This is a genomic window from Delftia sp. WSY_12 (assembly GCF_043104645.1).
Lineage (GTDB): Bacteria > Pseudomonadota > Gammaproteobacteria > Burkholderiales > Burkholderiaceae_C > Comamonas > Comamonas tsuruhatensis.
This window is the reverse complement of the sequence record NZ_JBICKW010000024.1, coordinates 66,977-81,744: the sequence shown is the minus strand read 5'-3', so window position 1 is coordinate 81,744 and position 14,768 is coordinate 66,977. Positions and strand designations below refer to the sequence as shown.

Below are 14,768 nucleotides of genomic sequence, written 5' to 3'. Positions count from 1 at the left end.
CCCGCGATGCGGGCCTTTGTCCTGCCTGGCCGTACCGCTCAGTGCACGGCGCCGATGAAGCCGGCCAGCTCCGGCGTCTGCGGGCTGGCGAACAGCTGCTTGGCCGGGCCGCTTTCGTGTATCAGGCCCTGGTGCATGAACACCAGCTGGTCGCCCACGTCGCGGGCAAAGCGCATCTCGTGCGTGACCATGATCAGCGTCATGCCCTCGGCGGCGAGCTGCTTGACCACGGCCAGCACCTCGTTGACCAGCTCCGGGTCCAGGGCCGAGGTGATCTCGTCGCACAGCAGCACCTTGGGCTGCATGGCCAGCGCGCGTGCAATCGCCACGCGCTGCTGCTGGCCGCCGCTGAGCTGGTCGGGGTAGCTGTCGTACTTGTCGCCCAGGCCGACCTTGGCCAGCATCTGGCGCGCCAGCGCCGCCGCCTCGGGCTTTTTCACGCCCTTGACCACGGTGGGCGACAGGGCCACGTTCTCGCCCGCCGTCAGGTGGGGGAACAGGTTGAACTGCTGGAAGACCATGCCCACGTTCAGGCGCAGCGCGCGCAGCTGGGCGGGCGAGGGCGCGCTGCCCTCCGAGCCCTTGAGCACGGCGTCGTCCACCACGATCTGGCCGGACTGGATGGCCTCCAGCCCGTTGATGGAGCGCAGCAGCGTGCTCTTGCCCGAGCCGCTGCGGCCGATGATGGCGACCACCTGGCCGCTGTCCACGCTCAGGTCCACGCCCTTGAGCACATGGTTGTTGCCGTAATGCTTGTGAACGGCGCGCACATCAACGAGTGGCATAGAGTTTCTTCTCCAGATGGGATGCGTAGAGGGACAGGGGCCAGCACAGCAGGAAGTAGCCTGCGGCGACCAGGCCGTAGATGAGGAAGGGCTGGAAGGTGGCGTTGGCCAGCATGGAGCCGAGCTTGGTCAGCTCGCTGAAGCCGATGATCGAGGCCACGGCCGTGCCCTTGATGATCTGCACCGAGAAGCCGACCGTGGGCGCTATCGACAGGCGCAGCGCCTGCGGCAGCACCACATGGCGCATCTGCTGCAGGTAGCCCATGGCCAGGCTGGACGAGGCTTCCCACTGGCCGCGGGGGATAGCCTCCACGCAGCCGCGCCAGACCTCGGCCAGGTAGGCGCTGGTGTACAGCGTCAGGCCGATGGCGGCCGCCGTCCAGGGCGAGATGTCCAGGCCGGCCATGGACGAGCCGAAGAAAACGATGAACATCTGCATCAGCAGCGGCGTGTTCTGGAAGGCCTGGATATAGGCCTTGGCCAGGCGGCGCAGGTTCTGGCTGCGGCCCACGCGGGCGAACAGCACCAGCAATCCGGTGGCGCCGCCCAGCACGAAGGCCAGCAGCGACAGCGCCAGCGTGGCCAGCAGGCCCTCGGCCAGCTTGGCCAGGATGGGCAGCAGGGGAATGTCGGCAATCATGCGGCGTCTCCGGCAGTGGTTGCAGGTGCAGCGGGTGCAGCGGGCCTGGCTGCACGCGGCGTGCGGCGGCCCACCACGAAGCGCTGGCCTATCCAGGCCAGCAACTGGCGCAGTGCCAGGGCCAGCACGAAGTACGCCGCCGTCACCACCAGGTAGGTCTCGAACGCGCGGAAGTTGCGCGACTGGATGAAGTTGGCCGCAAACGTCAGGTCCTGGGCCGCGATCTGCGAGACCACCGAGGTGCCCAGCATCACGATCACGATCTGGCTGCTCAGCGAGGGCCAGACCCGCTGCAGCGCAGGGCGCAGCACCACATGGCGGAAGATCGCCCAGCGGCCCATGCCCAGCGCGCCAGCGGCTTCCAGCTGGCCGCGCGGCGTCTCCTGGATGCCGGCGCGCACGATCTCGGTGATGTAGGCGCCCAGGTTGATCACCGTGGTCAGCAGGCAGGCCTGCCATTCGTTGATCTGCACGCCCAGCGAAGGCAGGCCGAAGAACACGAACATCAGCTGCACCAGGAAGGGCGTGTTGCGTATGCCCTCCACGTACACCTTGAACAGCCAGTGCAGCGGCGCAATGCGCCAGGCGCGGCTGACGCCGCCGGCCACGCCGATGGCGCCGCCCAGCACGGCGCCCGCCGCCGTCAGCGCCAGCGTGAAGCCCGCGCCCTGTGCCAGCAGGCCGCTGTAGTCGAACACGGCGCCGAAGTCGAATTGATAGGCCATGGAAGGATTTCCGGGAGCAGGGGCGCAGCGGTTACAGGGTGGCGGGCAGCGGCATCTTCATCCAGCGCTGGGACAGGCCGGTCAGGCGGCCGTCGGCCTTGAGCTTGGTGATGATGGCGTCCACCTTCTGCAGCAGCGCCGGCTCGCCCTTGGCCACGCCGATGTAGCAGGGCGTGTCCTCGACCGCGAACTTCACGTCCAGCTGGCGCAGCCTGGTGCGCTCGTTGACGGCGTTGGCCACGATGTTGCCCAGCGTCACCAGCTGCACCTGGCCCGTCAGGTAGCTTTGCGCGGTGGCGTTGTTGTCCTCGTAGCGCTTGATGGTGGCCGAGGCCGGCGCCACCTGCGTGAGGGCCAGGTCCTCGGTGGAGCCGCGCGTCACGCCCACGGTCTTGCCGGCCAGGTCGGCAGGGGCCTTGATGCTCATGTCCTTGGGGCCATAGACGCTCTTGGGGAAGGGGGCATAGGCCTGGGTGAAGTCGATCACCTTGGCGCGCTCGGCGTTCTTGCCCAGGCTGGAGATGACGATGTCGGCCTTGCCCGTGGTCAGGAAGGGGATGCGGTTGGTGCTGGTCACGGGCACCAGCTCCACCTTCACGCCCAGCTCCTGGGCCACCAGGGCCGCCATGTCGATGTCATAGCCCTGCAGCTTCAGGTCGGTGCCCAGCGAGCCGAAGGGCGGGAAGTCCTGCGGAATCGCCACGCGAAGCACGCCGGCCTTCTGGATGTTGGCCAGCATGTCGGCATGGGCGGCGCCGCCCAGGCCGGCAGCGGCCAGGGTGGCGGCCGCCAGGGCGGTGCGGATGAATGCGCGGCGGGGTGTCAGGGGGGAAGTCATGCGAAAGCTCCTTCAGAAGGTGGGATGAGGCGAAAGGAAAGCGGGTCAGGGTCGGGCGCAGATGTATCGGGCGCTGTTGCGTCGGGCGCCGTCGCGTCGGGCGCCGCCGCGTCGTCCGGTGTGTCGAGATCGATGCCGCTGCGCCTGGCGGCCGACAGCAGGTGGGCGCGCATGGCGCCCGCCGCACCCGGCGCATCGCCTGCGCAGACGGCCTGCACGATGGCGTCGTGCTCGCGTACCGGCTGGTCGTCGGCGCCGCTCCAGGCAAAGGGCAGGCGCAGGCTGTGGCTGATGGCCAGCTCCAGCTGGCGCGCCATGGCCACCAGGCCCGGGTTGCCCGACAGCTGGGCCAGCAGCAGGTGGAACTGCAGATCGGCGTCGGCGGCGGCCAGCAGGTCGCTGCGGTCCAGGGCGTGGGCCAGCTGGGACTGGGTCCATTGCAGCTGGCGCAGGCCGCTGTCGTCGGCGCGCACGGCCGCCAGCGCGGCCCAGCCCGGCTCCAGCACCAGGCGCAGCTCGATCAGCTGGCGCGGCGACAGCGTGCCCAGCGCCGGGGTGGCATAGGCGCGGTGCATGCGTGCACGGCCGCTGTGCGGGCCGTTGATGCGCACGCCCTTGCCCGGCTGGATCTCGACCAGGCCCAGGGCCTCCAGCATGGACAGCGCCTCGCGCAGCGAAGCGCGGCTGATGCCCAGCTGCCGGGCCAGCTCGCGCTGCGGCGGCAGCTGGCTGCCGCCGGGGTAGTGGCCGCTCAGGATGTGCTGCTGCAGCGTCTGGGCCATCGAGATCGGAATGCTTTGCATGGGCTGGCGCGGGTGGAGGGTTTTGGCCTGACTGGTCAGACCACGTACCCAGCAGATAGCGAATTGCGTGCCAGATGCAAAAAAAGGAGCGTTGTCCTCAGGCGCTGCAAAGAATCCGGGGCGATGGGGTATCGACCATCCGCTCCGAAGGCGGCGCCGGCGGCCCGCGCTGCCGCGCTTTGGTGCAGTGCCGCATGGCTTTGTGCAGGCCTGCCCCGAATGCGGGCGTAAAACCCGCACTGCAGGCCGCCGCCAGCCGCCGTAGAATCCCGGGCTTTGGCCCGAGGAGCGTTGCAGCGCGGCACCCGCCCATCCGTACACCGGATCGCGTGCCGCGTCAGGCTTGGGCCAGGTGCAGGTTCCCGGCCGGACCGCGCCCACGGTGCCAACGACGCTCACCTGTTGCCATGCCGTTTTTGCAGGTGAGCTTGATGTCGTCCTCTTTCACTCCCCCTCCCATGCGTCTGTCGGGCCTGGAGCCCGTCTCCATCGGCGAGGGCACGCTGTTCGTCAACGTGGGCGAGCGCACCAACGTCACGGGCTCCAAGGCCTTTGCACGCATGATCCTCAACGAGCAGTACGAGGAAGCGCTGTCCGTGGCACGCCAGCAGGTGGAAAACGGCGCCCAGGTGATCGACGTGAACATGGACGAGGCCATGCTCGACAGCAAGGCCGCCATGGTGCGCTTCCTGAACCTCATCGCCTCCGAGCCCGACATCGCCAAGGTGCCGGTCATGGTGGACAGCTCCAAGTGGGAGGTCATCGAGGCCGGACTGCGCTGCCTGCAGGGCAAGGGCATCGTCAACTCCATCTCCATGAAGGAAGGCCTGGATGAATTCAAGCGCCAGGCCCGGCTGATCAGGCGCTACGGCGCGGCCGCCGTGGTCATGGCCTTCGACGAGAAGGGCCAGGCCGACACCTACCAGCGCAAGATCGAGATCTGCGAGCGCGCCTACCGCATCCTGGTGGACGAGGTGGGCTTCCCGCCCGAAGACATCGTCTTCGACCCCAACATCTTCGCCGTGGCCACCGGCATCGAGGAGCACGACAACTACGCCGTGGACTTCATCGAGGCCGTGCGCTGGATCAAGCGCAACCTGCCCGGCGCCAAGGTCTCGGGCGGTGTCTCCAACGTGAGCTTCAGCTTCCGCGGCAACGACCCCGTGCGCGAGGCCATCCACACCGTGTTCCTGTACCACGCCATCTCGGCGGGCATGGACATGGGCATCGTCAACGCCGGCATGGTCGGCGTCTATGACGACCTGGAGCCCCAGCTGCGCGAGCGCGTGGAAGACGTGGTGCTCAACCGCCGCCCTGACGCCGCCGAGCGCCTGCTGGAGATTGCAGACGCCGCCAAGGGCGCCGCCAAGGACGACAGCAAGAAGCTCGAATGGCGCGGCACGCCCGAGAACCCGAAGACCGTGGGCGAGCGCCTGTCGCACGCCCTGGTGCACGGCATCACCGACTTCATCGTCGTCGACACCGAAGAGGCCTACCAGCAGATCGTGGTGCAGGGCGGCGGCCGCCCGCTGCACGTGATCGAAGGCCCGCTCATGGACGGCATGAACATCGTGGGCGACCTGTTCGGCGCCGGCAAGATGTTCCTGCCCCAGGTGGTCAAGTCGGCGCGCGTGATGAAGCAGGCCGTGGCCCACCTCGTGCCCTACATCGAAGAGGAAAAGCGCCAGCAGGAAGCGGCGGGCCTGGACGTGTCCAGCAAGGGCAAGATCGTCATCGCCACCGTCAAGGGCGACGTGCACGACATCGGCAAGAACATCGTCACCGTGGTCCTGCAGTGCAACAACTTCGAGGTCATCAACATGGGCGTGATGGTGCCCTGCCACGAGATCCTGGCCCGGGCCAAGGCCGAGGGCGCGGACATCATCGGCCTGTCGGGCCTGATCACGCCCAGCCTCGAAGAGATGCAGTACGTCGCCGGCGAGATGCACAAGGACGACTACTTCCGCATCAAGAAGATTCCGCTGCTGATCGGCGGCGCCACCTGCTCGCGCGTGCACACCGCCGTCAAGATCGCGCCCAAGTACGAAGGCCCCGTGGTCTACGTGCCCGATGCCTCGCGCAGCGTCAGCGTGGCCCAGAGCCTGCTGGGCGAGAACAAGGGCAACTACCTGGCCGAGATCCAGGCCGACTACGACAAGGTCCGCACCCAGCACGCCAACAAGAAGAAGACACCGCTGTGGCCGCTGGACAAGGCCCGCGCCAACGCCACGCCCGTGGACTTTTCCCAGGCCCCTGTGGCGCCACGCGCCCTGGGCCGGCGCGTGTTTCGCAACTTCGACCTGGCCGAGATCGCCGAATACATCGACTGGGGCCCGTTCTTCCAGACCTGGGACCTGGCAGGCCCCTATCCGGCCATCCTCGACGACGAGATCGTGGGCGTGCAGGCCCGCCAGGTGCTGGCCGACGGCCAGGCCATGCTCAGGAAGATCATCGAAGGCCGCTGGCTGCAGGCCAACGGCGCCATCGGCCTGTTCCCTGCCAACCGCGTGGGCGATGACATCGAGTTCTACGCCGACGAGTCCCGCAGCCAGGTGCTGATGACCTGGTACGGCATGCGCCAGCAAACCGAAAAGCAGATGGTGGAAGGCCCGGATGGCCAGCCCGTGATGCGCCCCAGCCGCTGCCTGTCCGACTTCGTGGCCACCAAGGAATCGGGCATCCAGGACTACGCGGGCCTGTTCGCCGTCACGGCCGGTATCGGCGCCGAGAAGAAGGACAAGGAGTTCCAGGACGCGCTGGACGACTACTCCGGCATCATGTTCAAGGCCCTGGCCGACCGCCTGGCCGAGGCCTTCGCCGAATGCCTGCACCAGCGCGTGCGCAAGGACCTGTGGGGCTATGCGCCCGACGAGGACCTCAGCAACGAAGCGCTGATCAAGGAACAGTATAAGGGCGTACGCCCCGCGCCCGGCTACCCGGCCTGCCCCGACCACAGCGCCAAGACCGACCTGTTCGCCGTGCTCAAGGCCGACGAGATCGGCATGAGCCTGACCGAAAGCCTGGCCATGAACCCGGCCTCCAGCGTCAGCGGCTTCTACATCGGCCACCCCGACTCCGTCTACTTCAACGTCGGCGAGATCGGCGAGGACCAACTGGCCGACATGGCCGCGCGCCGGGGCATGGACATCGAGGAACTGCGCCGGTTGCTGGCGCCGAATCTGGGGTGAGAACGTTTGTCCGCGCGGACTGGTGCCGCGCGTTGCAAGTAAAAAGCCAGGGCATGCCCTGGCTTTTTTATGGACGCTGCCGCAGCGGCATTCAGCGCTCGATCAGAGCCCGATTTCCTTGTTGTACGCCTTGCGCGCCGTCACGGCCGTGTCCGTGAAGTCGGTGAACACGCCGTCGATGCCCAGGCGGTAGTAGGCCAGGTATTCCTGCACGGGGTCGCCCTTGTACAGGCCGGCCAGGCGGCCCGGCTCGTTGCGGAAGGTGAAGCTGTGCACGATCAGGCCGGCCTTGTGGGCGTCGCGGATCAGGCCCGTGTCCTTGACGGTGTTCACGTCCTTGAGGCCGGCGCCGTCCTTGTAGGGCACGACGGAGTGGGCCAGGACCTGGGGCTTCCAGGGGCCGATGCCGTCGGCATAGGTCTTGATCTCGGCCAGGCCTGCGGGCGTGAGCATGGTGGCGAAGGTGCGCGCGTCGCCGGCCAGGGTCCAGCTGTAGGGGCGGCCGCTGATGAAGGTCCACTCATCGTTGGTGATGTAGACCATGGAGCCGTCGCGCAGATTGAAGTCGTTGCCGTCGATCAGCTGCACGCCCTTGGCCTTCATGCCGGCCTGGCGCAGGTACTTGAGGCTGGCCGGGTCGAAGCTCTGGATGTAGATGGGCGAATCCTTGGCGTTGAGCTTGTTCTGGTCCAGCAGCTTGATCACCGCGTCTTCAAACGGGCGCGATCCGGGCGCGCCGCAGCCGTTGGCGATCGCCTGCTGGTTGTTCCAATACGGGTTCTTGGTCTCGGCGTAGACGGGGATGGTGCGGCCCAGGGCCTTGCCCTTGGCGGCGGCGATGTCCAGCACGTCCTGGGCGCTGATCAGGGGCAGCTTGCCGTTCCACTCGGTGGGGCGCTCGCTGCGGTTGTCCAGGATGGTGCCGGTCAGCCAGCTGCGCAGCTCCTGCATCGTGAAGTCGCTGATGGACCAGTCGTTGCGGTGGTCCTCGCCATCGACCACCAGGGCCTTGAGCACGGACTTGGGATCGTTGGCATCGAGCTGGTCGCTCAGGTATTGCGAGGGGCCGTTGGCAGGCACGGCGGGGTACTTCACGTTGACCAGCACGCCGGCCGCAGTGCGCTGGCGGCGCGCCACTTCGGCATTGGTCTTGGCCACGTCGGCCACGTTGGTGCTGTCGCTGAGCCAGGCGTTGTGGCGGGCGACCAGCTGGCAGTCCTTCGTCATGTGCATGTCGAGTTCGAGCATGTCCGCGCCCGCGTCGGCGGCGGCCTCGTAGGCCATGCGCGTCTGCTCCGGGAACTTGCCCGAGAAGCCGCGGTGGGCGATCACCTGGGGCTGCTTTCCGTCGAGCGTGAGGTAGAACGAGCCGCCGTCGCCGCCGCAGGCCGTGAGGACTGCAGCCGCGCACAGGGACGCGAGCAGGGGAGTGCGGGAAAAGGACATAGGACGTTGGGTCATATCCGAAGCAGGGGTGGGTTGATGAACGGCGCGCAATGCGCCAGCTCAGCAGCGTATGCAGTCAGCCGTGTCGGCACCATGACAGTGCGCCCCGTAGGGCCCGGATTGGCGTTTTAGCGACGGTCGGTGGAAATTTGCCGACCCACCGACACAGGGTTATCCCCCGAACAGGGGCGCCAGCGTGGCACGCAGGCGGTCGCCGGCGTCGGGCGCCTCGCTCGGGCGGATCTCCAGCGAACGCTCCACCGTGCCGATGTGCTCCAGCAGCAGGGCCTTGGCGCCCTCGGTGTCGCCGTGCTCCAGGGCCTCGACGATGCGCTCGTGCTCGGCGCAGGACTGGCTGGCGCTGTGGGTGGACTGGAACAATGTGGCCGCCAGCGTGGTGCGCGCCGTGAGGTCGCGCAGGGTGAGCGCCAGCAGGCGGTGGCCCATCTGCTCGGCCAGGCAGACGTGGAAGTCGGCCAGCAGGAAGGCGCGCGTGGCGGCGTCGGCGCCCGCAATGGCCTCCTGCTCCTGGGCGATGTGGCGGCGCAGCTGGCCGATCACGCTTTGCAGGGGGCGCCCGGCCTCGCCCAGGATGCCGGTCTCGATGATGCGGCGCGCCGCGAAGGCGTCCTGCGCCTCCTCGGCCGAGGGCTGGACCACGTACCAGCCGCGCCGGGGCTGCACCTGCACGAAGCCGCGCGCCTGCAGCTGCATCAGCGCCTCGCGCACCATGGTGCGGCTGACCTCGAAGTTGTCGGCCAGCTCCTGCTCCCCCAGCCGTTCACCGGGCGCCAGTTTCTGGGCCAGGATGGCTTCGACGACGCGCTCGGCGATGTGCTGGGGGCTTACAGGTGTCATTGCGTTGCAGGGTGGGCAGGAGTCACGGTTGCGGGGACGGCGGCTGCGCCGGAGGGCTCGGCGTCGGGCCCCTGATTGTCGGCCAGGCCGTTGAGCACGGCATGGGCGCGCTCGCGGTCGATGTCACCTTCCCAGGCCGCGATGGCCACGGTGGCCACGCAGTTGCCGATCAGGTTGCCCAGCGCGCGGGCAATGCCCATGAACCAGTCCACCGACAGCACCAGCACCAGGCCGATGGCGGGGATGGCCGGAATCGCATGCAGCGTGGCCGCCAGCACCACGATGGCCGAGCCCGGCACGCCGTGGGCGCCCTTGGAGGTCACCAGCGCAATCGCCAGGATGGTCAGCAGGTCGGCCATGCCGATGGGCGTGTTCGTGGCCTGGGCGATGAACACGGCCGCCAGCGTGATGTAGATGGAGAAGGCGTCCAGGTTGAACGAGTAGCCCGTGGGAATCACCAGGCCCACGGTGGAGTCGCGCACGCCCAGGTTGCGCAGCTTGGCCATGATCTGGGGCAGCACGCTGTCCGAGGAGGTGGTGGCGAAGACCACCATCAGCTCCTCGCGCAGGTAGCGTAGCAGCTTGATCAGGCTGAAGCCCGAAAAGCGCATCACCAGGCCCAGCACCACGAAGACGAAGAAGATCACGGCCACGTAGAACAGCAGCACCAGCATGCCCAGCTGCTTGAGCGAGCCTATGCCGTACTGGCCCACGGTGAAGGCGATGGCGCCCAGCACGCCCAGCGGCGCCAGCTTGATGAGGATGCCCATGATCTTGAACAGCACGTTCGACAGCGTGTCGATCAGCGCATGCACGGGCGCGCCGCGCTCGCCCAGCATGGTCAGCGCGCAGCCGAACAGCACGGCGAACAGCAGCACCTGCAGCACGTCGCCCGTGGCAAAGGCCTGCACCACGGTGGTGGGGATGAGCTTCATCAGGAAGTCCACCGTGCCGCCGCTGGTCAGCTTGTCGGCGTTGCTGGCATAGGCGCTCATGGCCGAGGCGTCGAGCTTGCTCGGGTCCACGTTCATGCCCGCGCCGGGCTGGAACACGAAGGCCAGCACCAGGCCCAGCACCAGGGCGATGGTGGTCAGCACCTCGAAGTAGATCAGCGACTTGACGCCGACCCGGCCCACGCGCTTGAGGTCGCCCGCGCCCGCGATGCCGTGCACCACCACGCAGAACACCAGCACGGGAATGATCATCTTGATGAGCTTGATGAAGCCATCGCCCATGGGCTTGAGTTTCACGGCCCATTCAGGGGCCAATATTCCGGCGAGCACACCCAGGATGAGTGCGATCACCACCTGTCCGAACAGTGATCTGGCAAAGCGGCGCATAGTCGTCTTTCGCAAGTTGTGGAATCTTGTATGCAAGTGGCTCTGCAACTTGCATGCAAGAATGTAGACAAGCGAAACGCGTGCCAGCAGAGGGTATTCCCTGCGGATTTGCGGCACTCCAGAGAAGTTCAGCCCTGACTTTTTCTGCATGAAATCGGCAGATGCGGGCGGGCCTCCCCGCCGTGGTGCAGGGCGGGGGCCGGCATGCCCGCGCATGGTGCGCGCGGCGTGCGGCAAGGCTGCGCAGGCCCCGTGCCGGGGCATGCGCGAGGGCGGCGCAGGGCGCGCCGCCCGGGGGGATCAGCGCAGGTTGCGCTCCATCGCGCGGTCCTTGATGAAGAAGGCCGCCAGCAGGCCCAGCGTCACGCCGAACATCACATAGAAGGCCGGCGCCATGGGCGAGCCCGTGGAGCGGATCAGCCAGGTCACGATGAACTGCGCGAAGCCGCCGAAGATCATCACCGCCACGTTGTAGGCCATGGACATGCCGGCCGAACGCACCTGGGGCGGGAACAGCTCGGCCATCACCGTGCTGAACACGCCGAAGAACACGGCCACGAACACGCAGACCACCAGCTGGGTGATCAGCAGCTTCTGCACCGTGGGGCCGTCGGTCAGCCAGGCATACAGCGGGTAGAGCACCACCAGGTAGCCGATCAGCGAGCCGATGGTCAGCATGCGGCGGCCCACGCGGTCCGACAGGGCGCCGAAGAACGGCATGATCACCACCATCAGCGCGGCGCCGGCCATCTGCACCATGAAGGCATCGCGCATGGGCAGCTTCAGCGTCACCGTGGCATAGGTCACCAGATAGGTGAAGGTGATGTAGATGGACACCGTGGCCGTGACCACCAGGCCCATGCCCACCAGCGTCTCGCGCGCATGCGTGCGCAGCATCTCCATGATGCCGATCTGGCGCGCCTTGCCGCTGGCCTGCGCGGCCTGCATTTCCTTGAAGACCTCGGGCTCCTCCACATGGCGGCGGATGTACAGCGCCACGGGAACGATCAGCAGGCCCACGGCGAAGGGCACGCGCCAGGCCCAGGCCATCAGCTCTTCCTCGGTGAAGATCTCGGTGATCAGCGTGCCCGTGGCTGCGCCGATCAGCAGGGCCAGCATCTGGCCGGCCATCTGCCAGGAACCATAGAAGCCGCGCTTGCCGGGCGGCGCCAGCTCGATCAGCAGTGCCGTGGACGTGCCGAACTCGCCGCCGGCCGCAAAGCCCTGCAGCAGCCGTGCCAGCACGATGAACAGCGGCGCCAGGATGCCCACCGCCGCATACGTGGGCGCCAGCGTGATCAGCGCGATGGCCACGGCCATCAGGCCGGTTACCATCACCATGGCCGCCTTGCGGCCCTTGCGGTCCCCGTACAGGCCCAGCAGGATGCCGCCCACGGGCCGCATGAAAAAGCCCACGCCGAACACGGCCGTGGTCATCAGGATGCGGTTGATGTTGTCGTCCGGATTGTCGGGATTGCTGGGGAAGAACAGCTTGGCGACGATGGGTGTCATGAAGGCGAACACCAGGAAGTCATACCACTCCAGCGCGTTGCCGATGACGGCAGCCACGATGTTGCGGGTCGAGACGGTTTGCTTGGTCAAAGCAGGGTCCATTTCCGAAAAGGGATTGAAAAGACGGCAGTCACGCCCGGGGCATGGGTCGGCGTGCCTGCCCGGGCCGCAACCCGGGCGTACACTGCTTCGCCATATGCAATGCCTATGCCATGGCCTGCGTCGTCCACGAAGGGCGGCGCAGGCCATGGCGCAGATGGAACCACATGACTACCTGGAAAAACACCCGCGACTGGCTGGAAACACTGGTCGCATTCGACACCACCAGCCGCAACTCCAACCTGGCGCTGATCGAGTGTGTACGCGATGAGTTGGCCACGCTGGGCGTGAGTGCCCGATTGTTCCACTCTCCGGACGGCGCCAAGGCCAATCTCTTCGCCACTTTGCCGGCCAGCAATGGCGAAACGCAGGGTGGCATCGTGCTGTCCGGCCATACCGACGTGGTGCCGGTCGATGGCCAGCAGTGGAGCACCAACCCCTTTGCGCTCACCGAAAAGGGCGGGCGCCTCTATGGTCGCGGCAGCTGCGACATGAAGGGCTTCATCGCCGCCTCGCTGGCGCTGGTGCCTGAATTCCTGGCCACGCAGCGCGCCAGGCCCGTGCACCTGGCCTTCTCGTACGACGAGGAAATCGGCTGCGCGGGCGCGCCCGTGATGATCAACCAGCTCAAGGCCGAGGGCGCGCGCTTCGACGGCTGCGTGGTCGGCGAGCCCACCAGCATGCAGGTCGTGGTGGCGCACAAGGGCATCAACCTTTACCGCTGCCGCGTGCACGGCAAGGCCGCGCATTCGTCGCTCACGCCGCGCGGCAGCAATGCCATCGAATACGCGGCGCGGCTGATCTGTCGCATCCGGGACATCGCCGACCACTTCAAGGCGCACGGCCCCTACGACGAATTCTTCGACGTGCCCTTCACCACCATGACCACCAACCAGATCCAGGGCGGCATCGCGGTCAACACCATCCCCGAGCTGTGCGAATTCGCCTATGAATTCCGCAACCTGCCCGGCATGTCGGTGGACGGCATCCAGGCCCAGGTCGAGTCCTATGTGCGCGACGAACTGCTGCCGCGCATGCGTGCCGAGTTCGCCGACGCGCGCATCGAGATCGAGACCGGCGCCAGCGCGCCCGCGCTGGAAGCCTCGGAAGAAGCCGCCATCACCCAGCTGGTGCGCGCGCTGACCGCCGACCAGGAAAAGCGCAAGGTGGCCTACGGCACCGAGGCCGGCCTGTTCCACAACGCCGGCATTCCCACCGTGGTCTGCGGCCCCGGCTCCATCGAGCAGGCGCACAAGCCCGACGAGTTCGTCGAGCTGGCCCAGCTCGACGCCTGCGAGCGCTTCCTCAGCAAAATGGGCACGAGTCTGTGATCACCCCCTGAGTCGCTTCGCGCCTTCCCCCTCTCTTCGGAGGGGGACGACACCCTTGCTGCGGGGCGGCCCTTGCTCGGTGTCCCTCGCCTTGGGGGCGCGGGAGTTTCGAGGTCAAGCTCAAGAAATCTCGTCTTGCCCCGCTCAGCGCACCGGGATGGCGATGGGCCGCAGCGGCGCGGCGTCGCCGCCGCGGATCTTGAGCGGGCCGCCGATGAAGGCGAACTCGTAGACCTTGTCGCGCGACAGGTCGTCCAGCGCCACCAGCTCCATGATGGGCACGCCCTTTTGCGCCAGCAGGTAGCTGTGCAGCGGTACGTAGTCGTCGTCCACCTCGGACGGGAACGTCTCCAGGCTCAGGTTGTCGGCGCCCACGATCATGGCGCCGCCTTCCTCCACCAGGAAGCGCGCGGCATCCAGGCCCAGGCCCGGCGGCTTGGCCATGTAGGCCTGGGGCTGGCCGTACAGCTTCATGCGGCCCGTGCGCACCAGCACGATGTCGCCCTCCTGCAGCGTCACCTTCTGGCGTGCCAGCGCATCCTTGAGGTCCTGGCGCGTGATGCGGTACTGGTCGGGCAGCATCTCCAGACCCTTGGCGGCCGCCACGTCGATCAGCACGCCGCGCGCCACCAGCGGCGGGAATTTCTCGATGCCCGTGCGCTGCCAGCCCCGGTCGCCCAGGTGCTGGTCGGCGCTGAAGCCGTTCCAGATCCTGCCGCGGATGCCGAAGTGGTTGAGCGCATCGATGTGCGTGCCCGTGTGGCTGTACATGGAAAACGCCGTGCCCGTGTAGCTGCGCGTGGCGTTCATGTCCTTGCCCACGTTCATCGGGTCGTCCACCACGGTGCCGCGCGGCGTGTGCGTCATCCAGAACTGGTAGTGCGGATCGCCCGCGTCCTGCCAGCTGGGCATGCCCACGTAGTACTCGGTGGCCAGGTCATAGACCTGCCCGCCCGTGATGCGCTGCAGGATGGCCGCGCGCGAGGCCGGCGTGATCAGGTTCAGGCGGCCGATCTCGTCGGCCGGCCCCCAGGGGCTGGTGCCCACGTCCTGGCGTGCGCCGGCCGGGGGCTCGTGGCCGCCATGGGCCTGGGCCGCGGTGCCCGCGAAGGCGGCGGCCAGGGCGATCACGAGAGAGGGCAGCGCCATGCGGCGAGCGAAGCGTTGGAGAGTCATGCAAGAGTCCTTGGTCTGCTGAAAAAG

At 67.4% G+C, this 14,768-nt stretch carries 12 protein-coding genes and 1 riboswitch; of the genes, 2 read left to right on the top strand and 10 right to left on the bottom strand.

Annotated elements, in window-relative coordinates; genetic code table 11:
• Window positions 1-38: 38 nt before the first annotated feature.
• The 5 genes from ACF8LI_RS15315 to ACF8LI_RS15295 are packed head-to-tail and all read right to left on the bottom strand — an operon-like array spanning window position 39 to window position 3,791.
• Window positions 39-785 (bottom strand): amino acid ABC transporter ATP-binding protein, encoded by a 747-nt coding sequence (locus ACF8LI_RS15315; protein ID WP_016448706.1) that lies wholly within the window; start codon window positions 783-785, stop codon window positions 39-41.
• A complete protein-coding gene (locus ACF8LI_RS15310) occupies window positions 772-1,425 on the bottom strand; it encodes an amino acid ABC transporter permease (protein ID WP_392413218.1) in 654 nt (217 codons plus the stop codon). The genes ACF8LI_RS15315 and ACF8LI_RS15310 overlap by 14 nt, the downstream gene beginning before the upstream one ends.
• Window positions 1,422-2,150, bottom strand: a complete 729-nt coding sequence (locus ACF8LI_RS15305; RefSeq protein ID WP_070080794.1) for an amino acid ABC transporter permease — start codon at window positions 2,148-2,150, stop codon at window positions 1,422-1,424. Before ACF8LI_RS15305 ends, ACF8LI_RS15310 begins: the two co-directional genes overlap by 4 nt.
• 31 nt (window positions 2,151-2,181) lie before the next feature.
• On the bottom strand, window positions 2,182-2,988 hold the full coding sequence (locus tag ACF8LI_RS15300; protein WP_088166526.1) for a transporter substrate-binding domain-containing protein: 807 nt from the start codon (window positions 2,986-2,988) through the stop codon (window positions 2,182-2,184).
• Window positions 2,985-3,791, bottom strand: coding sequence for a FadR/GntR family transcriptional regulator (locus ACF8LI_RS15295; protein WP_070080795.1), 807 nt, complete (start codon window positions 3,789-3,791; stop codon window positions 2,985-2,987). Before ACF8LI_RS15295 ends, ACF8LI_RS15300 begins: the two co-directional genes overlap by 4 nt.
• A 277-nt stretch (window positions 3,792-4,068) precedes the next feature.
• Window positions 4,069-4,195, top strand: a riboswitch (S-adenosyl-L-homocysteine riboswitch).
• Between the two features lie 27 nt (window positions 4,196-4,222).
• Between ACF8LI_RS15295 and metH the strand changes: the two genes are divergently transcribed.
• Window positions 4,223-6,979, top strand: coding sequence for a methionine synthase (metH, locus tag ACF8LI_RS15290; protein ID WP_392413215.1), 2,757 nt, complete (start codon window positions 4,223-4,225; stop codon window positions 6,977-6,979).
• Window positions 6,980-7,081: 102 nt separating this feature from the next.
• Here the strand turns inward: metH and ACF8LI_RS15285 are convergent, their stop codons facing one another.
• The 4 genes from ACF8LI_RS15285 to ACF8LI_RS15270 form a co-directional block, all read right to left on the bottom strand.
• Complete coding sequence (locus tag ACF8LI_RS15285) at window positions 7,082-8,425, bottom strand: glycerophosphodiester phosphodiesterase family protein (protein WP_392413213.1); 1,344 nt, start codon at window positions 8,423-8,425, stop codon at window positions 7,082-7,084.
• Window positions 8,426-8,596: 171 nt separating this feature from the next.
• The gene (locus ACF8LI_RS15280; protein WP_392413211.1) at window positions 8,597-9,283 is read right to left on the bottom strand and encodes a GntR family transcriptional regulator; all 687 of its coding nucleotides are present in this window, start codon (window positions 9,281-9,283) and stop codon (window positions 8,597-8,599) included.
• Window positions 9,280-10,623 carry a C4-dicarboxylate transporter DctA gene (locus ACF8LI_RS15275; RefSeq protein ID WP_392413397.1) on the bottom strand — a complete coding sequence of 448 codons (1,344 nt, stop codon included), beginning with the start codon at window positions 10,621-10,623 and terminating at the stop codon, window positions 9,280-9,282. The genes ACF8LI_RS15280 and ACF8LI_RS15275 overlap by 4 nt, the downstream gene beginning before the upstream one ends.
• A 300-nt stretch (window positions 10,624-10,923) precedes the next feature.
• A complete protein-coding gene (locus tag ACF8LI_RS15270) occupies window positions 10,924-12,237 on the bottom strand; it encodes an MFS transporter (protein ID WP_016448697.1) in 1,314 nt (437 codons plus the stop codon).
• Between the two features lie 164 nt (window positions 12,238-12,401).
• Between ACF8LI_RS15270 and argE the strand changes: the two genes are divergently transcribed.
• A complete protein-coding gene (argE, locus tag ACF8LI_RS15265; protein ID WP_046984422.1) occupies window positions 12,402-13,565 on the top strand; it encodes an acetylornithine deacetylase in 1,164 nt (387 codons plus the stop codon).
• A gap of 144 nt (window positions 13,566-13,709) precedes the next feature.
• On the opposite strand, the gene ACF8LI_RS15260 is transcribed toward argE, so the two are convergent.
• Window positions 13,710-14,741, bottom strand: coding sequence for a cyclase family protein (locus ACF8LI_RS15260; RefSeq protein ID WP_016448695.1), 1,032 nt, complete (start codon window positions 14,739-14,741; stop codon window positions 13,710-13,712).
• Window positions 14,742-14,768 lie beyond the last annotated feature (27 nt).